The 25,703-nt window shown below is 67.2% G+C and carries 14 protein-coding genes; 3 read left to right on the top strand and 11 right to left on the bottom strand.

Annotated features, from left to right (window positions below; all coding sequences use genetic code 11):
• Window positions 1-260: 260 nt before the first annotated feature.
• From AC5QPF_RS03870 to gspG, 9 genes are all read right to left on the bottom strand, one after another.
• Window positions 261-12,743, bottom strand: coding sequence for a filamentous hemagglutinin family protein (locus tag AC5QPF_RS03870; protein WP_494962077.1), 12,483 nt, complete (start codon window positions 12,741-12,743; stop codon window positions 261-263).
• A gap of 255 nt (window positions 12,744-12,998) precedes the next feature.
• Window positions 12,999-14,108 carry a substrate-binding domain-containing protein gene (locus AC5QPF_RS03865; RefSeq protein ID WP_494962076.1) on the bottom strand — a complete coding sequence of 370 codons (1,110 nt, stop codon included), beginning with the start codon at window positions 14,106-14,108 and terminating at the stop codon, window positions 12,999-13,001.
• A 325-nt stretch (window positions 14,109-14,433) separates the two neighbouring features.
• Window positions 14,434-15,633: a type II secretion system inner membrane protein GspF gene (gene gspF / locus AC5QPF_RS03860; RefSeq protein ID WP_494962075.1), complete on the bottom strand. Its 1,200-nt coding sequence runs from the start codon at window positions 15,631-15,633 to the stop codon at window positions 14,434-14,436.
• On the bottom strand, window positions 15,633-17,042 hold the full coding sequence (gspE, locus tag AC5QPF_RS03855; RefSeq protein ID WP_494962074.1) for a type II secretion system ATPase GspE: 1,410 nt from the start codon (window positions 17,040-17,042) through the stop codon (window positions 15,633-15,635). Before gspE ends, gspF begins: the two co-directional genes overlap by 1 nt.
• Window positions 17,039-19,402 (bottom strand): type II secretion system secretin GspD, encoded by a 2,364-nt coding sequence (gspD, locus tag AC5QPF_RS03850; RefSeq protein WP_494962073.1) that lies wholly within the window; start codon window positions 19,400-19,402, stop codon window positions 17,039-17,041. The genes gspE and gspD overlap by 4 nt, the downstream gene beginning before the upstream one ends.
• Window positions 19,399-19,911, bottom strand: a complete 513-nt coding sequence (locus tag AC5QPF_RS03845; RefSeq protein ID WP_494962072.1) for a type II secretion system protein M — start codon at window positions 19,909-19,911, stop codon at window positions 19,399-19,401. Before AC5QPF_RS03845 ends, gspD begins: the two co-directional genes overlap by 4 nt.
• Complete coding sequence (gene gspL / locus AC5QPF_RS03840) at window positions 19,904-21,001, bottom strand: type II secretion system protein GspL (RefSeq protein ID WP_494962071.1); 1,098 nt, start codon at window positions 20,999-21,001, stop codon at window positions 19,904-19,906. Before gspL ends, AC5QPF_RS03845 begins: the two co-directional genes overlap by 8 nt.
• Entirely contained in the window at window positions 20,998-21,975 is a 978-nt protein-coding gene (gene gspK, locus AC5QPF_RS03835; protein WP_494962070.1) for a type II secretion system minor pseudopilin GspK, read from the bottom strand. Before gspK ends, gspL begins: the two co-directional genes overlap by 4 nt.
• Before the next feature lie 7 nt (window positions 21,976-21,982).
• The gene (gene gspG / locus AC5QPF_RS03830; protein WP_494962069.1) at window positions 21,983-22,423 is read right to left on the bottom strand and encodes a type II secretion system major pseudopilin GspG; all 441 of its coding nucleotides are present in this window, start codon (window positions 22,421-22,423) and stop codon (window positions 21,983-21,985) included.
• 222 nt (window positions 22,424-22,645) lie between these two features.
• Between gspG and gspI the strand changes: the two genes are divergently transcribed.
• Window positions 22,646-23,011, top strand: coding sequence for a type II secretion system minor pseudopilin GspI (gspI, locus tag AC5QPF_RS03825; RefSeq protein WP_494962068.1), 366 nt, complete (start codon window positions 22,646-22,648; stop codon window positions 23,009-23,011).
• A gap of 2 nt (window positions 23,012-23,013) precedes the next feature.
• On the opposite strand, the gene AC5QPF_RS03820 is transcribed toward gspI, so the two are convergent.
• Window positions 23,014-23,442 carry a type II secretion system protein N gene (locus AC5QPF_RS03820; protein ID WP_494962067.1) on the bottom strand — a complete coding sequence of 143 codons (429 nt, stop codon included), beginning with the start codon at window positions 23,440-23,442 and terminating at the stop codon, window positions 23,014-23,016.
• A gap of 108 nt (window positions 23,443-23,550) precedes the next feature.
• On the opposite strand from AC5QPF_RS03820, the gene AC5QPF_RS03815 reads away from it, so the two are divergent.
• Window positions 23,551-23,949: a GspH/FimT family pseudopilin gene (locus tag AC5QPF_RS03815; protein WP_494964123.1), complete on the top strand. Its 399-nt coding sequence runs from the start codon at window positions 23,551-23,553 to the stop codon at window positions 23,947-23,949.
• Window positions 23,933-24,499: a type II secretion system protein GspJ gene (locus AC5QPF_RS03810; RefSeq protein ID WP_494962066.1), complete on the top strand. Its 567-nt coding sequence runs from the start codon at window positions 23,933-23,935 to the stop codon at window positions 24,497-24,499. Before AC5QPF_RS03815 ends, AC5QPF_RS03810 begins: the two co-directional genes overlap by 17 nt.
• 191 nt (window positions 24,500-24,690) lie before the next feature.
• On the opposite strand, the gene AC5QPF_RS03805 is transcribed toward AC5QPF_RS03810, so the two are convergent.
• Window positions 24,691-25,671, bottom strand: a complete 981-nt coding sequence (locus AC5QPF_RS03805) for a FecR domain-containing protein (RefSeq protein WP_494962065.1) — start codon at window positions 25,669-25,671, stop codon at window positions 24,691-24,693.
• Between the last annotated feature and the right edge of the window lie 32 nt (window positions 25,672-25,703).

Raw genomic sequence — 25,703 nt, 5'->3', positions numbered from 1 at the left:
GATTCACCCTTGTATGACGGTCAGGCTCGGGCACCACCGAACTTCAGTCATGAAAACTTCATGCAAGAATTTTTTGGGCACCGGTGGAGGGCTGGGAAGTGCCTGTCTTGAGCCCTGTAGCGCACTCAAGCTCGAGCGCCGCTTGCGCGGCGCATCGCGGGCAACGCCCGCTCCCACAAGGTCGAGGCTCGCCGCGAAACCTGTGGGAGCGGGCGTTGCCCGCGATGAGCCCCTGAAGGCCCCCGAAACAACCTACGGCCTTAAAGCACCAGATTGCTCCGCTCCCCCTCCGTCAACCGCGCCCGCGCCTGCTCATCCAGCGCCCCGGTGCCCAGCACCTGCACCGAGCTCTGCCGGTCATCCAGCGGCGCACGGCTGGCCCCCGCCTCGCCACCCGGCAGACGCTCATCCCCGAAGCCCAATACCCGCACCGAGAAGATCGACGGCGCACGCTGGCGCGCGGCGTCCTGCTGCTGGCGACCGACCTGCTCGGCAGCCTGGGTCGCCGAGTTGGCGGCAGCACTGGCCGAGGCCATGGCGTTGGTATTGACCACCGCCGCCACCGGCAGCCCCGTGGACTTGCCCTGGGTCTGGATGTTGGCCGCGTTGACCACCTGCAAGGCCGCGATGTTGACGTTGCCCGACACACGAATCCCCGCCTCGCCGGCATCGATGGTGCCCTGCGGAGCGATCAGGTCGATGTCGCCCGGCGGCACCTCGGCGATCGGGTTGAGGGTGGCGATACCGGCACCGGTGGACGGCACCTGCGGCGACAGGGTGACGTTGCCCCAGGCGTCGTAGACCCGCTTCGGCGGGGTGTACACCAGAGTGGTCTTGGTGCCCCGGCCGGCGTTGATGTCGCCCTCCGCCGACCAGGCCTGGATGGCCCCGCCGAAGGTGGTCATGATCCGGCTCTGGCCGAGCAGGATGCTGCCCTGGGAGTAGGACTGGATATTGCCCGCGCCTTGGGTCACCACGCCCGCCGTGGACGGCGGCGCCGCACCCTCTACGCCGAACACCTGCTGCCCGCCCGGGCTGAGCAGTTGGATATCGCCACCGAAGTTGGTGTGGATGCCGGCGCCGCCGAACAGCACGATGTCACCGTCGTAGCTGATCGGGTTGCCGGCCACGTCGCGGCTCGGGAACAGCGCGGCGATGGCGTTGCGGCCGCGCAGGTAGCTGCCCGGGCGTGGCCCGCTGGCGTCGTTGTACTCGCGGCCAGCGGCCTTGAGTTCCTCGAAGTACACCTGGCGCGCGAAGATCCGCTGTTGCTCGGCCGGCAGCCCGGCCAGATAGGCCCGCGCTGCGTCAGCGTCACCCTCGAAGCCGAAGCGCTCGCCGAGCCAGCTCACCAGGTCCTCGTCGTACAGGCGCGCCACCTTGCCCGGCTGGTCGGCCAGCGGCGTGCCGCTGGCGGCGAGGTTGAGCGGGTCCAGGTAGCGGGCAAGGAAGGCGCTGTAGTCGACGCCGGCGGCGCCGGCCTGCAACACCACGCTGGCACCCGGACGGCTGTCGCCCGGGAGGATGGCACCAAGACTGTTGATCACTGCGCGGTCTTCCATCAGCACGTTGCGCCCGGCACTGATTTCCAGGGTGCCGGGGCCGGCGACGTTGAAGCTGCTGTAGAGAATGTCGCGACCGGCCTGGACCAGGGAGATGTCGTTGGCGTCGTAGTGGATGAAGAGGTTGCCGGTGGATTGGTTGGCGTAGGTTGCAGGAGTATTGCCCACACCCTGCACCGTAGAGCGACTGGTGCCGAGTCGCGAACCGGAGGCCACGATGTCGCGTCCGGCAATCATGCGGACTGCTCCGGCGCCCTCGTACCAGGTCTGTCCAGCGAGATTGCCGGCACTGATGGCGATCGGTGCGAACTGGATCACTTCACCACTGGACAGACCGACGATGTCGCCGGTCAGCGCATAGAACCGCGAAGGTTCCAGTTCGCCCGGCAATATACCGGCGGTATCGGCGCTGAAGTAGAACAGCGGGTTGGAATCGAGCGCCACGCCGCGGCCGCCAACGTTGCCGTTTCGAACCACCGGAATACTTGTACCCTGACCATAGCCGGAGTACGCCGGGTTCCAGATCGACGGCAGGCTTTGTGGATCGCTGCCTGAACGTTGGACCGAATAGCCCCCGGCGTAGATCGAGTCGCCCGCCAATAGCTGCAGATCACCATTGACCGAGGGTGCCAGCAGCAATGAGTACGGTGCCATCCCTGAAAACTTATCGGGATCACCGGTCGCCGAAACGCCGAGGTACAGGCTACCTTGCGTCGCCACGGCACGCAGGATGGACGGATAGATGAAACGACCGTCGGTGGCGGAACTGTTGGCGCTCCCCAATGACTCGGTCGCACCCGATAGCCGGACATCGGAGACTTGCGTGCTGGGTGCCAGGTTGCCCCCTGCCGAGAAAAGATCGATGGCCGTGTTGTTCGTCCACAGGCTGAACCAGGTGCTGCCACCACCGGCGTACTGGCGACCATCCGTCCCGGTGAACGCCAAGGTATTAGGCACCGTGATCCGTCCAGGGTCACCTGCGCCACCCACGACCAGATCACCGCGGCTGACCAGGCGCATGCCAGCATCGCCGGGCACCAGCACCAGCCCCCCTGTAGCGGCACCCAGGCTGGAACGGTAAAGGTCGTAGGCCCGGGTTTCGGCGGGATCCTGCGTGGGCGCGGTCAGCCCATAACGCAGGTCGATCCCGCCGACGCTGCCAGCCAGCAACGAGGTACTACCTCGCAGGTTTGCCAGGACTCCTTGCAGATCAAGACGGCTGCTTTCGGTCGTGTTCAGCGTCCGCGCAGCAAAATCGGGGTTGACCGTACCGCCGATGCGAACATCCATGTCGCCGCCGCCGGTCAGGCGCAACTCGCCATCGGCACCGACGCGACCACTTCCCCCAACCGCCACCACTACTCCCTGACTACGCAGATTGTTATCCACCACGCCAGCATGACCACCACCACGCGCCTGCTGATTGCCTGCCTGGCCGCCAACCCGCAGGTTCACATCGCCCCCGCCAAGAGTGCCATAGCCGCTGAAACCGACCAGATAGGGCGAACCGCCCTGCGTATCGGCTACATAAGTACCAAAGTTGATCCACCAGGCCGTGGGCTGGTCATCCTGGGTGGTTCCACCATTGCCCTGGCGCCATAGCCAGTTGCCAACCTGGGCACTGGAGAACTGCGAAATGCCAGGGTTGCCGCTGAAGTCGGCCCATTGATCGCCGGTCAGATCACCACCTACGCGGATATCCAGGTTGCCGCCGTGTTCCGGGAACCAGGCCTGGTACTGGGCCAGGGTCAGGCTCTCGTATTCGCTGCCAGCACTTCCCAGCACCGAACCATTGCGCTGCCCGCGCGCTTGCTGGTAGGCCGCTGTCACGTCCTGGGACTGGGTACCCGCGGTGTAGACCCCATAGGGCGAGTTCTGCAACAGCGAACCGCCTGCGGCCAGGTCCAGGTCACCCGTGCCGGTACGCAGGACACTGTAGAGCTGGCGTTGCGCAGTCGCGGTGGTAGTAGTCTTGCTCTCGACACAAAGGGATGGGTCAATGCCGCACCACTCGAACATATCATCGCCAACCGGCGAGCCGGCCGGCATGCCGAACCAGTTGTCGACAGCCCAAGTCCACTGCGGCTTATCGATGCAGATATCCCCCCATTCACAGAAGAAGCTATTGCTGTCATCGACTGCGGTCCAAGGCTCCAGCCCGAACATTGCTGCATCATCGTTGAACACTTTCCCCGCAGCACCGCTCACGATCGTGGCGGCATAGTGTGTATCCGCCAGTCGCAACGTACCTTGCCCGTCAACGCGGGTCAGACGACTGTCTGCCGCCTCCAGGTCCGCCCCCGCCACTACCCGCAGCGACCACGACTGGCTGCCGGCAGGCAACATGCTCGCCAGGGCCCAATTACGCCCTCCGCCGCTGCGCAGACTCACGAAGGTCGTGCCTTCGGGCAGCTTCACGTCGGTTTCCGAAGGGATCAACGCGCCGCGCGCCAGTGCCAGGTCAACGCTCAGCACAAGGGTGTTCGGCGAGTTGGCCGAATCGCGCGCAATGCTCGGCAAGGGTACCCCCGCCGGCCAGCGCATCGTGCCGACACTGGCGTTGTTCACCAGCAACGTGCCGGCGCCAAGGCGGGTGTTCGCCGGCAGGGTCACGGCCTGCTCCAGCAGACTGCCCGCGGCATACAGCAAGGTACCGCCGGCATCGCGGATATCGGCAGCCAGCACGCTGCCGGCCGCCAGGGTATACGGCGCGGTCAGGCTGGCCTCGACCGCCAGGCGGGTACCAGCTGCCAGGGTGGCGCCCTTGATCGGCAACTCGTAGTTCAGGGTGACGCCGCCCTGGAACACCGTGCCAGCGGCCAGGGTCACACCCGGCCCGGGCACCACCAGGTCGGCAGCGAACGGCTGCACGCCGGCGACCAGCAGCCAGCCATCGTCATCCGGGCTGGCCGGTGTCGGAGCGAAGCCATCGTTGATGCTGCCGTACAGGGTCAGGTCGCCACCGGCGCGCAACACCAGGCCGCCCACTTCGCCGGAGCCATAGACCGAAGTGTCGCGTCGGGTATGCGGGTTGAGGCTGGCGTAACGGTAGCCGGACAGGTCGATATCGCCCTGCACCACCAGGTCGCCATCGGCCGTGGCACTGGCGATCTCGATGCCGGGGCGCAGGTGCAGCACGTCGAGGTAGCGGTCGTTGTTCAGGCCGGCCAGCTTGCCCTGCAGCAACGCGGTATTGGCCAGCGCGGCGTCGATGAAGGCATCGCTTTCCGTATGCTTGCCCTTCAGCCAGTCCTGGTCGATGACCTGGTAGGGCTTGCCACTGGTAGCCGGATCGGTGCCCAGCGGCGCGTCGGTATAGCGCTGCATGCCATACACGGCGATGGACCCGGCGCCCTGGATGTCGTAGCGGCCACTGGCGTCGATGGCGATATCGCCAGCGGTGGCACCTCCGATGCGCGGCGCCCTGAGGTCCAGGGTGCCGAGGGCGGCGAGGTCGTTGCGGCCGCTGGCGGTGCCGTGGCGCAGGTCGATGCGCGCACCGTCGGCCAGCACCAGGGTGCCGTTGCCGCTGGACAACTCGACGATGGCCCGGTTGGGGCTGTCGATGATCTTGCCGTAGCTGTCCACCCGCAGCAGGCTGCCATGGGCATCGAGCACGGACTGGCTACCGAGGGTCAGGCCGTCGCGGGCAGCCAGGCGGATGCTGCCGACCTGCTCGCCACTGGCATCGATCCGTCCACTGACGGTGAGCGCGCCGCCGTCGAGGGACAACTCGATATTGCCGGCCTTGAGACCGTCGCCGATGTTCAGGTCGCCTTCCTTGAGCTGGAAGTGCCGTGCACCGAATACCTGGCCGTCGTTCAGGCGCTGGTTGAGGGCGGCGAAGTCATCGCTCAGCTCACCGTTGCCAAGATGGCGGGCGCGCACTTCGACTTCGGCGCCGGCATAGGGCACGAGGCTGCCGGCGGCCTGATAGACGCCGCTGGTGGAACCAAGGATGGCGCCTTGCAGGGCCACTGTCCCGGCGCCCTCGCCCAGGGCAATGGCGCTGAGGCTGCCGCCCTGGTTGTTGCTGGCCGAGAGATCGATGGTCGAGCCGGTCGCCTGGCGAATGTCGCCACGGTCGCTGCGCAACAGCAGGTCGCCGCCCCAGCTGTATTTGTCGACATCGTTGAAGGTGGCGGTGCGTCCGGCCAGGTCGATGTACGAGGCAGCGCCCAGGCGCAGGTCGTTGCTGGCGGTCAGGCTGAGCTTGCCACTGGGCAGCTCGACCCGGGTATCGACCAGCAGGTTGGACGCGCTCATCGACCACTCGGCGCCGAGGGCCTTGATCCCCTTGCTGGCGGCAGCCGGTGCGCCGCCCACCGGTGCTTCCAGGCGCAGGTCGCCGCCGCTGATCAGGCGGGTCACCGAACCGGCGGCACCGGTCAGCAACGGCGTGCGCATCACCAGCTCGCCACCGCTGTAGGCGAAGCCCTTGCCGCTCACATACTCGCCCTGATGCTGGTACACCGCCAGGCTGCCGCGGTGGTTGGCACCGATCTGCTTGCTGGCATTCAGTTCGACGCTGGAGAAGCCCAGGGCCAGGCGCGCCTCGTTGGTTTCACTGGCCGGCTGGGTATTGGCCGCATAGCCCAGTTCGATAGTCTCGGCTTCGATCAGCAAACGACCGCTGCCAGTGCCCGGCCCGCCCTGGATGGCTGCGGCCGGCGCCTGGGTGGCACCGCTCCAGATCAGCGAGCCAGTGCGGATACTGGCGACGTCGTCGGCGTCGCCATAGCCCTGGATCGCAGGCGTGCCCAGCACCAGGTTGGCCAGGCTGGAACGGCCGGTGACCTGGTCCAGGGTGTCGAGGCTGACGGTGCCGAAGAAGTTGATCGAATCGCGGGCCGTGAGGATCAGGCTTTCCAGGGCCGGCGCGCCGTGGCTGGTGTCGCCTTGCAGCAGCCGGGTCAGGACCGACTGATTGAGACTCAGGCCTGCTGGCAGCACATGGTTCGTTGCGGCGACCTGCAATGCATCCACCTCGCCGACGTTCACCGCGCTGACGGCCAGGCTGAGGTTGCGAGTGCCGTAGCGTACCTCGTCGCCAATGTTCACGTTGCCATTGCTGACGATGCCGATGGTGCCTTCAGAGTACAGCTGGGACTCGCCACACACCGCCTCGCCGCAAACGCCCAGGCTGATCGTCCCGTTGCTCTGGGTACCTGGCGCCTGCAGGTTGAGCCAGCCGTTGGACACCGCCAGCAAGGCTCCGGTGCCCACCCGGTAGCTGAAACCATCGCTGGAGTCGAAGGCCGCGTCGCCCTTGCCCAGGGTGTCGATGCGCGCGCCCTGTTCCAGAGTGATATTGCCCACCAGCATCACCTCTGGCCCGCTCAGGACACTGCCTTCGCGCAGCACGATGTCGCTATTGCCACCTCCCAGCAATGCGACTTCACTGCCTTGCTGGCCATAGAACACGGTAGGTACAGCGCCCAGCACGATACGGCTGGCACCGAACCGGTTGAGGTCCGAGGCATACAGGCTGGCGCCGTTGAAGCCGTCGGTGACACTGGCACCATCGGCCAGTACCTCGGTATTACCAAGCACCAGCAGCGAGCCGCCGTAACCGTCCTTCGCCGGGGTGAAGTCGACGGTGCCGGCGATGTTCAAGGAACTGCCCTTGATCCCTCTCAATAACAGCGAACGGGCATCCGCTGGCAGCATGGCGCGGGGAATTCCCTGGCGAATCGCATCGGCCAGGATGAAATCGGCGTAGCTGGTTTCGTTGTACTGCGAGTAGCGGCGCAGTACGTCGGCGGACGACAGGATGACCTGGCTGGGCAGCACGTCGCGAATCGTCGTACCGGCGACAGACAGGTAGCCCGAGGTACTCCAGGAGCCGTTGCGCAAGGCCTGGCTGGACAGGTTGGCACCCTGCCCGGCCAGCCCGTTCAGTTCGACCCGGAAGGCGCCCGGCAACAACGCGTAGGTGGACGGCAACAAGGTGTAGGTACCCGCTGGCAGTCCCGGTACACCCGCTCCGATGGTGATCTGCTGGCCGATCAAAGGCTGCACTGCGCCCGCCTCGCCCCCCACTGGCGCGCTGACGGCCTGGACACCTGGGACGATGGCATAGACCGGGTTATCGGCCAGTCCCGGCAGCAAGAAACGCCCTTGCGCGTCGATCTGCACCAGCGGGTTGTAGCGCGCATCGGTGGAGCCACCACGGCCGGAGATGAAACCGGCGCCAGTCAGCTCGCCGCCGCCGCTGAGGTCCACTACCGCGCCCGACTGAATGTCGATTTGCGGAGACGCGAAGGTAACGCCGATCTGGAGCCCGGTGCCGTTCGAGAGGGCGCCACCGGCCCCCTGCAACGTGACTTTGTTACCGGCGATGCTGTAGTTGATGCCATCGGTGGTACCACCATATGGCATTACCAGACCGACACCGCTCACCGACGTGAGGCTGCCCGGCAACAACCGCACCTCACCCGAGGCACTCAACGTACTGAGGCCAAGCGTAATGGCCCCCAATGGCGCGCGCAGCACCCCGCCCTGCTCGATCAGCGCCGCACCCAGGTCCAGCTTGCCGAATGCCGAGTAGGGCAGCGCAGGCGTCGCGCCATCGGCTCGACCGATTCGCAGGCGGGTTTCGGGATCGACGTTGAGGGCCCCGTCCAGCGTCCGGTATCCGGCGATGACTTCGGCGTGGACCCCGGTGCCCGGATAGACCTGGCTCGCCACCAGATCGAGGTTGCCATGTGCCCACAGTTGGGTACGAGGGTTGGAACCATAGGGAGACAGGAACCGCAGCTCGCCATTGCTGTGCAATTCGGTGTCGGCGAACCCCCTCGTTTGCAGGACGGAGGTGAACGCGGTGTTGTTCATTATCGTGGAGTAGGAACCCAGGAATACGCCGCCCGCCACGTCCAGCAACTGGCTGGCATACACCTTGAGGGCACCGGCCGGGGTCAATGCGGAAGGCTGAACAACGCCCGGCAGCGGGTTCAGCCGATCAGAACCGGCGAAATACTGACCGGTACCCGACAACAGTACATAGGGTGCCCGCAGCTCCACCGGTTGCGGCTCGGTGGACGAGGATAGTGTGTCGAACACGGAACCATACAGGCGCAGCGCCTGACTTGCGCCCAGACGAGTACCGGCTTCCAGCGCCAATACGCCATGGCTGAACAGCGTCAGGTCGGAGAACCCACCGGCCTGGATCGCATCGGCGGACACCCGCCCCTGGCCGTACACCAAACCCGCGCTGCCCTCCCCCGGATGCACGCCAGCCAGGAGGTCTTCCTCGGTATCCGACTGGCCGAGCACCAGGCGGCGAACATCGAGCACCGTGGCATCGGTGGTGCTTTTGGCGTAGGCAGGGGTCTCCAGGGCGACCTGCAAACGGCCACCCGCCGCGGTCGCGCCACCGGCGGCGGCATGCAGCTCGCCGCCGAGCAGCAGCCCGCGGTGGGAGGACAACGCGATGCTGCCGCCATTGCTGGCGATCTCGCGACTGCCAAGGCCACGTATATCCAGCACTGCGCTGGCTCCGGAAGCTTCCAGGCGCGAGCCGGGACGCAGGACGACAAAGGCATCGGCAGCAGTAGCCGTCGCCAGTTGGGTATCCACTGTGCCGCCGATGACGATACTGCCGCCGGCATCGACCCGACCGTAACGCCGCCCTTGCGAGTCCAGTGCCCAGTTGGCCTGGCCAGAGACGTCCAGGAGTGCCTGATCGCCGACCCAGATAGAACGTGCGTTGGATTGGTTGTCGCCCAGGATCTCGTTCTCGGCGGGATCAAGGTCGCCGAATTGCTGCTGGCGGATATCGATGCTGCCACCATGAGCCAGCAGGCTGCCAAGCACCGTGATCTGGCCAGGACCGCGCAGGCGAATGGACTGACCTGGATCGACCTGCAGCAGGCTGCCCTGTCCGATGATCAGGTTCTGATTGGCGGCATCGACGAGACTGGCGACATCGCCACCGACCTGGAGCGCCAGGCTGGCGCCCGCCCGTTGGGTCAACATACCTGCCAGCGGATTCTCCTGATACAACGGCGGTGTCCAGGCCTCCAGCGCCTGGGTGACAGCAGCGTTGCCTGACACCGCACTGGCGTTTTCCGTCCAGCGCAATACCGGACGGGTGACCCGCACCTGGGCACCCTCCGCCACCTCCAACCCTGCCTGGCCGTTGACCTCATAGCGGGCGAAACCCAAGGAGAACGAATCCGACGCCAGGTAGAGGGTGTCGTCGGCCTGATCTGTCGCACTGCCGCCGATATTCACCTGCCCCGAACGCAGCGACAGCGTGCCCGCACCCGCGACGCCCAAGCCACGCAGCTCGCCACCGAGTTGCAGCGCACCAGTCGCAGTCAGCGCCGTGCTGGCACTGGCATGCAGGGTTATATCGCCGCCCTTGCCACCATGGCGTTTGCCGTCGGCGCCAATGTTCGCCCCCGAAGACACATCCAGCAGCGTGCCGTCGCCCAGCACCACGTCGCCGCCGTTGCGCAGGCTGATACGTCCGCCATCGCGCCAGGCGGCCAGGGTACCGGCGTCGGAATCGAGCAACTGGTTGCTCCAGCGCCCGCTGGCATCCAGGTGTACACCATCGGCCACCCGCAGGCTGCCTTGCTGGTCGAGCGGGTTCAGATAGACATCGATTGCCGCCGAGGTGAGGTTGATCTGCTGACGCACGTTACCGGCTTCGATCACCCCACCGCGGGCAGTCAGGTCAGCGTTGATATCGACACGCTTGGCGAACAACCCCAGCTCGCCGCCATCGACCAGTTGCAACGCATCATTGACCTCGACCGACTCCAGCGCCGAGATCTTCAGGCCTCCGAGGCCGAAGCTGTTGAGCAGATCACTGTCCAGGCTCAGCGAGCCCTGGCGCGTACCGTCGACGCTGTCGTTCAGGTCGATGGCGCCGGCATCCAGACCAGTGCCAGCCGCGATGCTGACCCGCTGCACGGTCTGCGCACTGGCGCCGAGGGCGTACTGCAACAGGCCGCTGCTCTTCACGTAGTAAGGCGTGTATTCGCCGACGATCAGCTGTGCACCACGAGCCACCGCCTTCTGCGACTGGTTGTAGCCATCCAGCCCGGCCTGCGCCGCCTGGGTCTGGCCGTCGCCCTGGAACACCGTGCCGACGATATCGCCCTGCAACACCGCATTGGACGTACCGACCACCAGGCTGCCGGCGTCACGGCCCACGGTGTAGCCGTTCTCGTAGCGCTGGGCGGCGCCGATCAACGGGTTGTAGAAGGTGCGGGTCTGGTTCCAGCGTTCGCTGTAGGTTTCGTAGCCGCGGTAGATGCCATCGTAAAGCAGGTCGCCCGGTGCGCTGGACAGCTCGTACAGGCGCCCGTCACTGCCCTTGAGCCAGGTCTGCTTGATATAGCCGCTCTGCACATCGAGGGTGCCGCCGGACAGGTTGATCTGCGAGCCCTGCTGGGTCACCAGGTCGTTGCCGGTGAAACGCACGCTGCCGCCCTGGGCCATCCACTCGCCCACCGAGTGGCCCTGGGTGCCGAGGTAGCCGGCCACTTCCAGCAGGCCGCCGGCGGTGTACCAGCGGTCCGTGGCATAGCCGTTGGTGCCGGCAGCGACGCGCACCAGGTCGCGCACGTCGACCCACACGTCCTGGCTGTTGAGCGCACCGCCTTCGCGGTTGACCGTCGCATCGCGCTGCTCGTTGCCCTGCACGTTGACCTTGATGCTGTTGGCTTCCATGGCGACCTTGACGCCCACCGCACCGGACACGTCGATGTTCGCGCCGTCGCGCACCAGGGTGCGCTGCCCGGCGTTGACCACGACCTGGCCGCCGGTGGCCAGGGTCACGGAGCCGCCACGGAAATCGACGGTGCCGCTGCTGTTGATCTCGATGCGCGACTGCTCGCGGCGGTCGAGGTCGGCCAGTGTGATCTCGCTGGCAGCACCGCTCGCCGGGATCAGAGCAGCAGCGCGCTGGCTGTCCAGCGCGGTACTGCCAGTGCTGTCGAGCAGGATGGCGCTGGTGCTGCCCTCGCCCAGGGTCACCGCTTCGCTGGCCTTCAGGTGCAGGGTGCCGCGGGTGTCCACCGAGGTGCTGGACAGCAGCACGCCGTCTTGCTGCACCGTGCGCCCGGCCAGGGTGATATCGCCACTGGCGGCCTGGATGATGCCGCTGTTACGCACCGTCCCGGAACCACCCGCCACCTGCTGCGCCTGGACCTCGTTGCCGCGGGTGGTAGAGGTGACATTGCCGTCGCTGCCCACGCCCTTGCGAATGACGAAGTTGTCCCCCGCAGCCAGCAGGGTCTGGCCACGATTGGTAGCGATGCTGCCGGCGTTCTCCACCTCGTTGCCCAGAAGCAGCACGTAGCCGCCGCCGGCGGTGCTGGTCGCCGGGTCGCGGGTGGTGATCTGCGCCCCGCGCTCCACCCGTACCGCACCGGCGGCATCGGTAAAGCTTGGCTGCGAATTATTGTTGGCGTACAGGCCGTTGTCGCGGAACTGGCTGTCGCTCATGCTTGCCGCCGCGACCACCAGGTTGCGGGTGTTGACCTGGCTGGTGCCGTCGAAGATCACACCGTTGCGGTTGAGCACCATCACCGTGCCGTCGCCCTCGATGCGACCGAGGATCTGGCTCGGGCGCGCCTGCGGGTCATTGACCCGGTTGAGCACTGCCCAGTCGCTCTTCTGCTGGAACTTCAGGGTGGTGTCGCGACCGACGTTGAAGCTCTCCCAGTTGAGGATGGCCTTGTCGGCGGTCTGCTCGACGGTGACCTGGACCTTGCCGTCGCTGCGGGTTTCCACCGGGCCCTTGGCGTTCTGCCAGGCCTGGTCGAAAGGCATCGAGCTGTCCACCTGCAGGCCGCCTGCCCCCAGGCCATCAGGCACCACCGTGCCGCCCACCGGCGTGTTGCGCCCGGCCGCCTGCAAGGCCTGCTGCGCAGCGATGGCGGCCACGGTGTTGTTGAGGTTCTGCAGCGAGCGCTGCAACTGCTGGTTGGCCTTCTGCTGCTGGGCCAGGGGTGGTGGCGTCATGCTCGGCAACTGGGCGCCGGTGCGTCCTGCGCCGCTGCCTTGGGCCGCGCCCTTGGCGGCGAACCAGGCCCCGCCGAAAGGCTGGCCGGCGGCCTGGGCACCGCCGGCCACCATCAGCAACGCAATGGCCTTGGCCAGCGGCTTGAGGCGCGACAGCGGGTGCACGGAGGAATCGGCAAGGGACGGCGAAGAGAACGGCATGACTCGGACTTCCTTGGCTTGTTCGTCGGGGCGCGGCCCTGAGCGGCGCGCATTAATGGATAGACGGGGGCAAGCGCTCGGGGCCGAAGATTTGTCACGCAAAGTTCATGGGGCGCGGTGGCGGTGGAAACGAAGACACCCCGGCAGCGTTGAGCTTTACCGGGGTGGCATCTGGAGTTCCTTTGCGACGTGTGTCTTGAATGGGCAAAACCCGGCAGCGCAAGCGCTGCCGGGTGCCCTGACGCGGGGAGAGTCTTACAGCGGACGACCGACGTTGGCGTTGCAGACGTTGGCGTTGTTGATGTCCAGGTTCAGGCCATCGGTGTTGTTGACGAAGGTGTTCTGGACTGCGGTTTTCCAGGCTGCGGCCACTGGGATGAAGCCGTGGTTGGCAACAGCGACGTTGGTGCTGGTGCCACCCCAGTGCTTGGTGATGAAGGCGCGAACGTCGGCAGCGACGTTGGCGTCCTTGTAGCACTGACCGAAGATGAAGTTGGTGTAGCCAACGATCGAGTAGCCAGCGGTCGGGTTGGAGAACACCGGCGCCCACAGGGCAGGGTTGCCTTTCACAGCATTGGCCGGAATCGAGGCCGAACCGAGCGCGGCGCTGACGTTGGCAGCGGTCGGCAGCTTGCCGTTGACCTGGGCAACCTGAGCGTTGTCGCTGACAGTCACCACGTCTGGGCTGACGTAGCCGATGGAACCATCCAGGGCATTGACCTGACCCAGTACGTCAGCGGTTTCAGCTACGCCGACCCAGTTGCTTGGCAGAGTACCACCAGCCAGACGAGCGCTGGTGAAGGTCGAGCTGACACCGAACTGCGATGGGCAGACAGCGTTCAGGTGGCGGGTCAGCAGTTCGCTGGTACCGCTGGAAACGTTGCGGTAAACGATGCGGATAGCCGTGGTGTCGGAGGTACCGAGCAGTTGACCCCAGGTGGTCTTGGCACCAGAGAAGGCATCGCACAGTTGCTGCGAGGTCAGGTTCAGGGTGGTGGTGCCGGCTTTCTTGTACGGCACGGTCACGGAAGTGGCGACCGAAGGAACCTGGATCAGCGGACCGTACGAAGCGCTGAAGTTGTTGTTGTAGTTGGTCAGCTCGGTGCTGCTCAGGATCGAGTCGCTACCGGCGAAGTGCACGGTGCCAGTGGTGCTGAACAGGGCCGAGTTGTTGCTCAGGAAAGCCGACTTGCCAGTGCCGCTGCCGGTCACTGCGTAGCTGAAGTTGCTTGGCAGGATGCTGTCGGCCGAACCTTTGTACAGTTCAGCTGGCAGCGAGGCGCCGCCGCCGGTGACGGCCATGGCTTGGGCGGAGGCGAGGGCGGCGAGGCCCAGGGAGGCAGCGAGCAGAGTGCGCTTGAACATGAAGAAGCTCCTATTAGCGTTGGGTGCATTGAAGGTGTCTTGCATCGTGTCGCGCCCCGCCCGACCAGGCTCCCTGCCGGGCTCGGGGCTGCGGAGTAAAGTTCGCAGCCGCCGGTGACAGCCCAAGGAAAAATGCTCGGGACATTCGGACTGTTTTCTTCGGGTATTGGCACCGCGCCGGAAGGTGCGGAACAGACGTGCGGAGGGGATATTTTCAGGCCGGGCCCGAGGGGCTGCGGGCGACAGACCGTCATACGGCTGACATGCACTCCCGTGTGCTTGCAAAGGGCCACACGGGAGTACGCTCAGCGCCGGAAAAAAGTTTCTACTTCACCAACTGGTTCATCTCGATGATCGGCATCAGCACGGCGAGGACGATGGTCAGCACTACCCCGCCCATGATCACGATCATCAGTGGTTCGAGCAGTGCGGTGAGGCCCATGGCGCGGCGCTCGATATCCCGCGACAGGGTTTGCGCGGCGCGGTCGAGCATGGGTGGCAGGGCACCGGTCTTCTCGCCACTGGCGACCAGGTGCACGAGGATCGGCGGGAACAGGCCGCCGGCCTTCAACGCAGACGCCAGCGATCGCCCTTCCCTGACCTGCGCGGTGGCTTCGGCCACGGTCCGCGCCAGGGCTTCGTTGCCGAGGGTCTGGCGTGCCGCATCGAGACCACGCAACAGCGGCACGCCGGCACTGCCGAGGATGGCCAGGGTCGAGGCGAAACGCGCGGTGTTCACCCCCAGCACGAAGCGCCCGAACATCGGCAGGCGCAGCACCAGGCGGTGCCAGGCCAGACGCGCCTCGGGCTTGCGCAGGTACAGGCGCCAGCCCCATAAGGCACCGCCCAGGCCCAGCGCACAGGTGAAGCCCCAGGCCCGCAGGAAGTCGCTGGCGGTGAGCATGGCCAGGGTCAGCCCGGGCAGGTCCTGGCGTGCCTGGGTGAAGGCACTGACCACCTGCGGCACCACGTAGCCCAGCAGGAAGGCGACGATACCCAGCGAGGTCAGGCCGACCACGCCGGGGTAGATGAACGCCGTGGTGATCTTGCCACGCAGGGCGTTGCGTTCCTCGATGTAGTCGGCAAGTCGCTCCATGACCCGGGCCAGGTCGCCGGACTCCTCCCCCGCCGCCACCAGCGCCCGATAGATCTCGGGAAAATCCCGTGGCCGCTCGGCCAATGCCTCGGCCAGGCGCATGCCACTGCGCACGTCGTTGCGCACCGCGCCGAGGGTGGCGGCGATGTGCTTGCGCTCGGCCTGGTCCTGGGTCGCGCCCAGCGCCGCTTCCAGTGGCAGGCTGGCGGCAAGCAGGCTGGCGAGCTGACGGGTGGCCCAGGCCAGCTCGCTGTCGGACAGGCGCGGAGCAAACATGCCGGCGCTGGGGCGGCTGTGTTCCTCCAGCGCCACCGGGGTCAGGCCGCGCTGGCGCAATTGGCCGAGGGCGGCACGCTGGCCCTCGGCTTCGAGGGTGCCGCGCTCGATGCGGCCCTGGCCATCAGCGGCTTCGTACTGAAAGGTCGGCATCAGTTTTCCCGCGTCACCCGCAGGACCTCCTCCAGGGTAGTAGTCCCGCTCTCGATCCAGCGCCCGGCGTCGTCACGCAGGCTGGCCATACCGGCGGCACGGGCGGCCTCGCGCAGGTCCTGCTCGGAATCACCGAGGTGAATGCGGCGGCGGATGGCGTCGTCGACGCAGAACAGCTCATGGATACCGGTCCGCCCCGCGTAGCCGGTATTGGCGCAGGCCGGGCAGCCGACCGGACGCCACACCCCGCCCTCCTCGACCTTGCATTGCGGGCACAGCCGGCGCACCAGACGCTGGGCCAATACGCCCAGCAGCGAGGACGCCAGCAGGAAGGGTTCGACACCCATGTCCACCAGCCGCGTGACTGCCGCCACCGCGTCGTTGGTGTGCAGGGTGGCCAGCACCAGGTGCCCGGTGAGGGAGGCCTGCACGGCGATCTGCGCGGTTTCCAGATCGCGGATCTCACCGATCATGATCACGTCCGGGTCCTGCCGGAGGATGGCGCGCAGGGCCACGGCAAAGGTCATGTCGATGCGCGCGTTGACCTGGATCTGACCGATGCCGGACAGGTCGTACTCCACCGGATCTTCCACGGTGAGGATGTTGCTGGTGCTGGCATCCAGCCGGGCCAGGGCGGCGTACAAGGTGGTGGTCTTGCCGCTGCCGGTGGGGCCGGTGACCAGCACGATGCCGTGGGGCTGGCGGATCATGCCATCGAGCTGGGTCAGCAGGCGCGGGTTCATGCCCAGGGTTTCCAGGCGCAGGCGCCCGGCCTGCTTGTCGAGCAGGCGCATCACCACCCGCTCACCATGCCCGGTGGGCACGGTGGACACACGGATATCGATAGGCCGCCCGGCCACCCGCAAGGCGATACGGCCGTCCTGGGGCAGGCGTTTCTCGGCGATGTCCAGTTGCGCCATGATCTTGATCCGCGAGACCAGCGCGGCATGCAGCGCCTTGCGCGGCGCGACCACGTCGCGCAGGCCGCCGTCGACGCGAAAGCGCACTACCGAATGGCTCTCGAAGGGCTCGATATGCACGTCGCTGGCCTCGTCGCCGGCCGCCTGGGTCAGCAGTGCGTTGATCATGCGGATCACCGGCGCGCCGTCCTCGGCCTCGAGCAGGTCGGTGACCTCGGGCATGTCCTGCACCAGGCGCTCCAGGTCCGCCTCGCTGCTCGCCGCATCGACTGCCGCCGCCGCGCCACCGGTATCGGCGTAGGCGGTGGTGAGGCTGCTGTCCAGTTCCTCCTCGCTGACCTGGCGCAACAGTACCTCGGGATAACGCGCACGGGCTTCGGCCAGGGCCCAGCCCGGCGTGCGCAGGCTGAACAGCAGGGCCGGGCCCGCCTCGCCGTTGCTCAACACCACCCGCTGCGCCTTGGCCCAGCCGTAGGGGATGGCACTCACCGGATTTCACCTTCCATCGGCACCGCACGCATCGGCCGCACCTGCGCCGGTGGCGGCAACGGCACCGGCGCGGCGCTGCCCACCGGTGGCAGCACCGGGGCCTGCATGTCGCTCAGGGCCCAGTCGTGCTGCGGCTGTACGCGCTGCTGGGCACGGCGGATGAAGTCGTAGCGATTGAGGGTGACGCTGCGCCCGGTGTCGGCATCGCGAACGATGTACGGCCGCAGGAACACCATCAGGTTGGTCTTGGTGCGCTGACGTTTCTGGTAGCGGAACAGCGAGCCGATCCCCGGCAGGCTGGACAGCCCCGGGATGCCTTCGTTGAGGTCGGTGACGTTGTCCTGCAGCAGGCCGCCGAGGACCATGATCTGCCCGTCGTCAAGGAGGATGCTGGTGTCGATCGCACGCTTGTTGGTGATCAGCCCGGCCGGCGAAACGGTGCGCGTGTCGATGCTGCTGACCTCCTGGTAGACGTCGAGCTTGACCGTGCCGCCTTCGGAAATCTGCGGGCGGATGTTCAGCTTGAGGCCGATGTCCTCGCGCTGGATGGTCTGGAAGGGGTTGTTGCTGGTGCCGCCGCCGTCGGTGACGTACTGGCCACTGACGAAAGGAATGGTCTGGCCGACCATGATGCTCGCCGGCTCGTTGTCCAGGGTCAGCAGGTTGGGCGTCGACAGCACGTTGCTGCCGCCGCGGCTTTTCAGGGCACGGGCGAGGACCTTGAGGTCGAGTACCTCGCCGACCCCAGGGATGTTCACGGTACCGTCCACCAGGCCGACGCTGAGGCCGCTGGGCAAGACATCGAGGGAGTTTTTCGCCGCCGTATTCAAACCGCTGCCGCCCAGGTTGGCGCCGCCGAACACGCCGTTGCCACCGAGGTTGCCGGCCTGCCACTGCACGCCCAGCTCGCTGGCCTCGTCCTCGCCAACCTCGACGATCAGGCCTTCGATCACCACCTGGGCGCGGCGCTGGTCGAGCAGGTCGATGACTTCGCGCAGGTTGCGGTACAGCGGCTCCGGCGCGGAGATCAGCAAGGTGTTGGTCGTGGCGTCGGCCTGCACCGTGACGCCACCGGCGGAGAAGCCGGAGGCGGACTCGCCATTCTGGGTCGAGCCGTTCATGCCGTTGTTCGACGGCACGCCGGAGGGCGACGAACTCAGGTTGTTGCCCGTGCTGCTGCCGCTGCTGCCATAGCTGCTGGAACTGCTGCTGCCGCTGCTGGAATTGCTGCCGATCTTCGCGCCCGTGCCACTGAGCCGGGAACGGCCGTCGTCGCCTTCGCCGGTGGTGCCGGAGTCACCGGTGAGCATGCCGCGCAGGGCCTGGGCGAGCTTGGTCGCCTGGGCATTGCGCAGGTACACCACGTGCAGGTTGCCGGGGTTGCTCTGCACGCTGTCGAGCTTGGCGATCAGGTCACGGGCCAGTTGCGTGCGCTCGGGACTCGGCGCACGGATCACCAGGCTGTTGGAGCGCGGGTCGGCGATCACCACGGTCTTCTGCGCACCATCGCCGCCCTGGTTCTCCAGCAGGTCGGTGAGGGTCGCCGCGATGTCGCTGGCGATGCCGTTCTGCACCGGCACTACGTCCATGTCGGCGGCAGCCGGGGTGTCGACGCTGGCGATGACCTGGGCGACCCGCTCCAGGTTCTCGGCGTAATCAGTGACTACCACGGTGTTGTTGCCAGGGTAGGCGTTGATCGGGTTGTTCTGCGCAACGATCGGGCGCAGCACCGGGATCAGGTTGACCGCGTTCTCGTAGCGCAGGCGGAAGGTGCGCGTGACCATGCCGCCGGCGGCCGGCTGGTCGGCGTTGTACACCGGCCCGCCGATCACCCGCGCATCGGCCTCCGGCACCACCTGGCTGACGCCATCGATGTCCACCACGCTGAAGCCTTGCAGGCGCAGGCTACCGAGCAGCATCTGGTAGGCGCGGCGGGCCGGCACCTCGCCTTCGGAAACCAGGGTCAGCTTGCCTTTGACCCGGGGATCGACGATGAACTGCCGGCCGGTGGCGCGGGCCAGTGCGCGGACCACCGCGTCGATATCGGCATCGACGAAGTTCAGGTTCACCGGCTGATCGCCGAGCCCTGCCGGTACAGCAGCGGCACTGGAACTGCTGCGTGGTGCTACCCCTCGACTGCCACTCAGGGCACGACGTGCCTGCGCCGCCTGAGGACGCTCCTGCACGTCGACATTGCGGATCGGCGCGGCCGGACGCACCTGAGTCAGCGGCTTGCCGATCTCCTCGTCGGGTGGCAGTGGCCGGGTGTCCTGCGTGGTGCTGGCGCAGGCGCTCATCAGCAGCGCGACACTGGCCGCTCCCAGCAGGCGCAGGCCGGGAAGTCCTGGAATGAGGGTCATGGGGAGTCCTTGTTTACAACGTGGGCTGACAGAACGATCTGCGCACTCACAGCATCCGTGGGAAGTTGGGTAGGGTCGTCAGCGAGACGCTCGATATGCACCGAGGCCACCTCGAAACCGATCTCGGCAGGGGCCTGGCCCAGCCAGTCGAGCAGTGCCGGACCGGAGGCCTGGGTCACGTCGAGGTGCCACTCACCCGGCGTGGCGTCATCTACCCGGACCTTCAGCCCGGCGGCTTCCAGGCTGCGCTGCAGGCTGGCGCTGTCGGCGGCGACGCGGGGCGTGGCGGCGCCCAGCAGGCGATCCAGTTCGCGGGTCTGTTGCTGCAAGGCCGGCAGGCGCTCGCGCCAGTGATCGATGCGGGCCAGCGGCGGCTCGACGAACACCTGCCAGACCAACAGCAAGGCCAACGCCAGCCCGCCGAAGGACAGGGTGCGGCGCTCGCGGGGGGCGAGTTTCGTCCAGCGCTGGCGCAGCGGCGCGAGCTGCAGGGCCAGGCGCTTATTCATGGTTGTCCTCCGCCGCTGCAACGGCGGTCGCCCGCGCCAGGTGCCAGCCCTGGTCCCGCGCCTCGGCCTGGATGCCGAGACCGGCAAGGCCGCTTTGCCAGGACGCCAGGTCAGCCGCATTGCGCCCCGGCAGCAGTTGCAGTTGCAGGGCGCCTTCGGCGTACTGCAGACGCTCCAGACGTCCTTCGAGGAAGGTGCCACCCTCGCCCGCCGCGCGCAGCAATCCGTTGAAGCTTTCGGCATTGCCGCTGCTGCGCGCTGTCAGGCGTTCTCTTGCCTGTTGCAAGGGATTGAGCACCACCGGCAGTTCGGGGAACGCCGCCTGTACCCGCTGGCGCAATTGCGCTTCGAGGCGCTGGCCCTCGTAGCTGAGTTCTCCGGCGTACCAATGCAAGCCACCGACCCACACCAGCAGCGCCGCGGCCCAGATCGCCGCAGCCCTGCCCAGTCCCTCGGCACGGCCCCCACCAGCCGCCGCCAGGCGCAATCCCCAGCCGGGCACCTCGCCCGTCCAGCAGCGTGGGTCGTCGCGACCGCCAAGCTGTTGCCAGCCTGCATCGACGGGTGCCGCCTCCACCACGGGATAGACCAGCGCACGCTGGCGATCCAGGCGCAGCAGCAGGCAACCATCCCAGATGCAGGCGCTGGGCGTCTCGCCTACCGGCAGGAGGAACGGCGTCGGCAACACGTCCCGGGCCGTCAGCCGGCATTCGCCCAGCACCCGGCGGATACGCCCCAGTTGCGAAGTGTCGAGCCAGGCGACCGGTACCTCGCCCTCCGCGCTGCGTGCGCCCCAGGCGCTGCTGACAGTGTCGGGATCGCCCAGTTGCAGGGGCTGGATCGCCAGTTCCACGGCGGTCGCCAGACGCGCAGCAGACAGCGCCGGCAGTGCCAGGTTGGTCAGCCGGCAATCCAGTGGATGCAGATAGAGGGACAACGGGTGGCGGCCGATACTCGCGGCCACCTCGGCCAGCGGAAGCTGGCCATAGACCTTGACCTCGCCACTGGCCGATAGCCAGGTCAGCCGCAGCAGCGACTTGCTGTCGAGCTGTTCCAGGGGCGGCAGCACGCCGCGCCAATGCGCCTTCATGATTCGCTCCAGAGTGTTTGCGTGCTGCCGTCGTCCTGGCGGCGCACCAGCGCCTGCTGGGTCACGACCCGGCCCTGGGCCTGGGTGCGCCCGTGGACAAGAAAGAAGCCGCTGGTGATGCCGACGCGGATATTGCTGGCCTGCAGGCCAGGCAGGCCCAGTCGGCTGACGAAGTCACCGCGGTTGAGAAAATGGACGCCGCGGTCGCGCTCGGCCAGGACCTGTTGCATGCGCGACAGCGGATAGCCCGGTACCATCGCCGCGAGCACCACCGCCGGAGCGGTATTGGCATTGACCCAGGTGTTGCCCGGCAGCACGGTGACGTAGTCGCGAAGGCGCTCCAGGGTGCGGGCGTCGATCCCCGGCGTCGCCGCCAGGTCATCGAAGTGGCGCAGCATGGGCAGGCGCGCCGGTCGGTAGCGCAGGGCGGCGTTCGGCGAGGTGTCGCGGCCGCTGTCGAACGCCGCTTGCGCCCCTTGCACGGCCAACGTCGTGGCGGCGCCGGCGGGAGCGTGACCGATGCTGGCGAGTACCCGCGCGATGATGCGCTGCGCTTGCACGGCCGGTACTTGCAGCGAATCTGTCAGGCGCAGGAATTCCTCTTGCGCACGTGGGTCGGCTTCGTTGCCCAGCACCAGGTTGCGCAGGTTGAACTTGCCCTGCTCGTCGTCCACCTGCGCCTCGTAAGGCGCCTCTCCCGGCGCCAGCACCAGGCGCAGGGTCGGCGCGGCCCAGGGCTGTTGCAGATGGGTCAGCGGTTCGGCACGGCGCTGTTCCTCGAGAGCCTGGCGGACCCAGAGCAGCCCGCCCTGCAGTGCCCAGCTCGCCTGCAGGCGCTGCTGCTCGTCGTCGACCTGGTCGAGGCGCGCCGACTCGCGGGCGATCAACCCGGTGACGATCACCGCAACCGCGGTGACCACCAGCAGTGCACTGATGATCGCCACGCCGTCCTGGCGTCTGCTCCAAGGGTGCACGGTAACCTCACAACTGCCAGGAGCCGATGTCGGCGTTCACGCCTTCGCCGCCGGGCTGGTTGTCCGCGCCCAGCGAGAACACGTCGATTTCGCCATTGGCGCCGGGGTTGAGGTACTGGTAGGGATGGCCCCAAGGATCGTTGGGCAGCCGCTCAAGGTAGCCACGGCCGCTGTCCTGGCCGGCGCTGGCGGGCTTTTCCACCAGGGCCTTGAGGCCCTGATTCTGGTTCGGGTAGCGGCCCTGATCGAGGCGGTAGAGCTTGAGGGCCTGCATCAGGCCGGCGATGTCCTGGCGCGCGGCAGTGGCCCGTGCCTGGTCTGGCCGGTCGAGGACCTTGGGCACCACCATGGCGGCGAGGATGCCGAGGATCACCACCACCACCATGATCTCGATCAGGGTGAAGCCCGCTTGCCGCTTTCCTTGACGGCGGTACTGCCCGATGTCCATGTCGACGCTCCTTGGCTGACTGCGATGTGCGGCGGATTGTTTCAAGGCGATGTGTCAGGGGCGTGCCAAATCCTCGGGTGAATGACCCCGGCTAAAGCGGCGGCACGGCTCTGCGGCGCCATTTCACGCGCTGCGGGCAGCGCAAAAGCTCCCGAGCTTCGGTCAAGCGGTCGTCACCTGCCGCAGCTAGTCTGCCGACTCCCGCCTGGCGAGACCCTGACGATGCGCAGACCGTCGCAACGTGGCTTCACCCTGATCGAGGTGCTGGTGGCCCTGGCCATTGTCGCGGTGGCCCTGGCGGCCGCCAGCCGCGCCACGGCGCAGATGATCGACAGCAACGCGCGCCTGCGCGACAAGACCCTGGCCCTCGCCGCCGCAGACAGCCGCCTGGCCGAGTTGCGCCTGCAGGCCGAGCCGTCCGCCAGCAACAGCGACTGCACTCAGGGCGCCCTGCGCCTGCGCTGCGAGGTGCGCGTGCAGCCGATGCCGCAGGCACGTCTGTGGCGGGTCCGGGTCGAGGTGCGCGCCAGCGGCGCGTCCGGCCCGCCGCTGGCGCGTCTGTTCACCGTGCTGGAGCGACGCCGATGAGTTCAACGCGCCTTCAGTTCCGCCAGGGCCGGTGGTGCCGTCAATGCTGGCACCACCACCCGCTGCTCGCGCCCGTGGCGCTCGATGACCAGAGTGTCGCCACTGATCTGCTTGATCCGCGCACCGCCGGGCAGCGTTTCGCCTTCGCGCAAGGCCTGGGGCGCCTTGCCATCCAGGCTCAGCACCACCACCGGACGGGCCCCGGAGAGAATGCCGAGCAGGCGCGCATCCAGGTCGCCGGAAGGCGCGGCGAACCAGCGCGCGGCAGCCAGCGGTGGCTGTTCGACGGGCGTCTCCAGGCTGGTGAAGGCACCGGCTTCCAGTTGCGGGCTGGCGCCGTTGACCGCCCAGAACAGCACGCCGCCGGCCAGGGCCAGCCAGCCGCAGGCCTGTGCCACGTGGGTCAGGTCGGGACGCAAGGTGAAATGCATGACGGGGCCTCCTCTGCCAGGGTCGTCGTTGGGCGCAGGGTAGCCAGCAAACTTCACGGTTTTGTGTCACCGACTCGGGAGCAATCCGGCTTTACCCTGATCGAGGTGATGGTGGTGCTGGTGATCATCGGCATCGCCAGCGCCGCCATCGGCCTGTCGAGCCGCCCGGATCCCGCCCGGCTGTTGCGTGAGGATGCCCAGCGCCTGGCCCTGCAACTGCCGCTGGCCCAGGCCGAGGCTCGTTTGCGCGGGACGCCGATCCGCTGGCAACCCGACCGGCGGGGGTATCGCTTCGTGGTGGTGGGCAGCGGTGAAGTACTGCAAGGCGACACCCTGCTGCGTCCTGCCGAGTGGCGAGCGGGGGCGGTGGAGGTTCAGGTACAACCGCGTCGCGTGGTGCAACTGGATGCCGAATGGATCGCACCGGCGATGAGTGTTCGCCTGTCGGATGGCCAGCACAGCGTGGTGGTGGAGCGGGAGGCGGATGGTCATGTGCAGGTGCGCTGAGGCGAGGAAGCGACAGGCGGGGTTCACGCTGATCGAGGTCATGGTGGCGATCCTGCTGATGGCGCTGGTGAGCCTGATTGCCTGGCGGGGCCTGGACAGCATTGGTGATGGTTCGCAACGGATGAAGCGGGCCAGCGAGCAGTCTGCCGGGCTGGAGCGAGCGTTGAAGCAGTTGCAGCGAGACCTGGAACTGCGGGCTGATGATCGCTTGGGCAACCTGGAGCCCCCGGTGGCTGCACTGCGGCGCAGCGAGGAGGGTGTCGAGCTGGTCCGCGTGGTGGCGCAACCTGCGGGGGCGCTGCAACGGGTGCGCTGGTGGAAACGGGGCGACCAGTTGTATCGCGCCACCGGCAAGGCGAGCGTCGACTGGCCGCTGGCGACGCCACGGGAGGAAGTGAAGGTGATGGATCAGGTGAAGCGGTTCGGGGTGCGGGGGTGGTCGACCGACAAGGGGTGGGGGGCGTTGGATGACGGGCCCTTGACCGGCGTCGAGATTGTTGTCGAGCGAAATGGTGGCGAGCGGTATCGGCGGGTGGTGGGATCACCTTGAGGGCCGCGCTGCTTCAATGTGATGCAACGCGGACGGTGTGGGAGCGGATTCATCCGCGATCGGCGGCGAAGCCGTCGTAAAACCTGAGTCCCAGATTTGTCTGATACATCCGGGACTCAGGTTATATGGCCGCTTTGCGGCCAATCGCGGATAAATCCGCTCCTATACCGACCGCGGCGCATCTGCGGTCTTCACCCCAACAACACCACCCCGCCCGGCAACTGCCTTACCCGCACGCCAAAGGTATTGCGGATCAACGCCGCCACATCGTTCAACTGCGCCACGCTGAACCGCGCCTGCACCAACCGGCGGGCCAGGGCGTCGTCGACCAGCAGGATCAGCCCCGGCCGGTAGCGGTTGATCTCCTCCACCACCTGGGCCATCGGCGCGTCGTTGAACACCAGCAGGCCCTGGCGCCAGGCGCTGGTTTCGCTGCGGTCGAAGGCTTCCGGCGCACCATCGCTGGTCTCGTCGTAGCTCATGCGCTGACCACTGGCGAGGCTGTAGCGCCGCCCCAGATGATCGATCTCCAACTGCCCGCTGAGACAGGCGACGCTGGTCCGCCCCTCGATCATCCGCACGTTGAACTGCGCTTCACGCACCGCCACGCAGCCATTGCCGGACGCCACCCGCAGCAGTTCGCCCGCAGCGGCACGGCGGGTGTCGATCTCCGCCTCGCCGCCCAGCAGCTCGATCAGCGAATCGGCCCGGTCTCGGTGCACGTTGAGGCGGGTGGCGGTGTTCATCTCGATCACCGTGCTGGCATCCAGACGCACCTGACGCTGTTCGCCGACCTCGGTGCGATAGTCGCCCGCAGCACCGCCGGAGAGGGGCATCCGCCCGGACGAAAGCATGAAGGCCCCCACGCCCGCGGCCAGCGCCCCACCGAGGAAGGCCCGACGGGCGTAGACCCGTGGCCGTCCACGCGCCAGCACTTCGGCCGGCAACACACGGGTCTCGCCGTCGTGCAGGCTGGCCGCCTGGCCGAGCAGTTGCCACATCTGGCGGGCTTCGACAAAGGCCCGGACATGCTCCGGGCTGAGTTCGCACCAACGCCGGAAGGCATTGGCATCGCCCTGGGTCGCACTGCCGGACGTCAAACGCACCAACCAGGCCTGGGCCTGGTCGCGCAAGGAAGGTGCAGCAGCAAGTTCGGGGTCGTTGGCGATCATCGATATGGGCTACGGGGCACGGTTTTCCGGAG

It is taken from the genome of Pseudomonas sp. Con_6, from assembly GCF_059379395.1.
The sequence above is the reverse complement of the archived record's forward strand: the minus strand, read 5'-3'. Positions and strand labels throughout refer to the sequence as shown.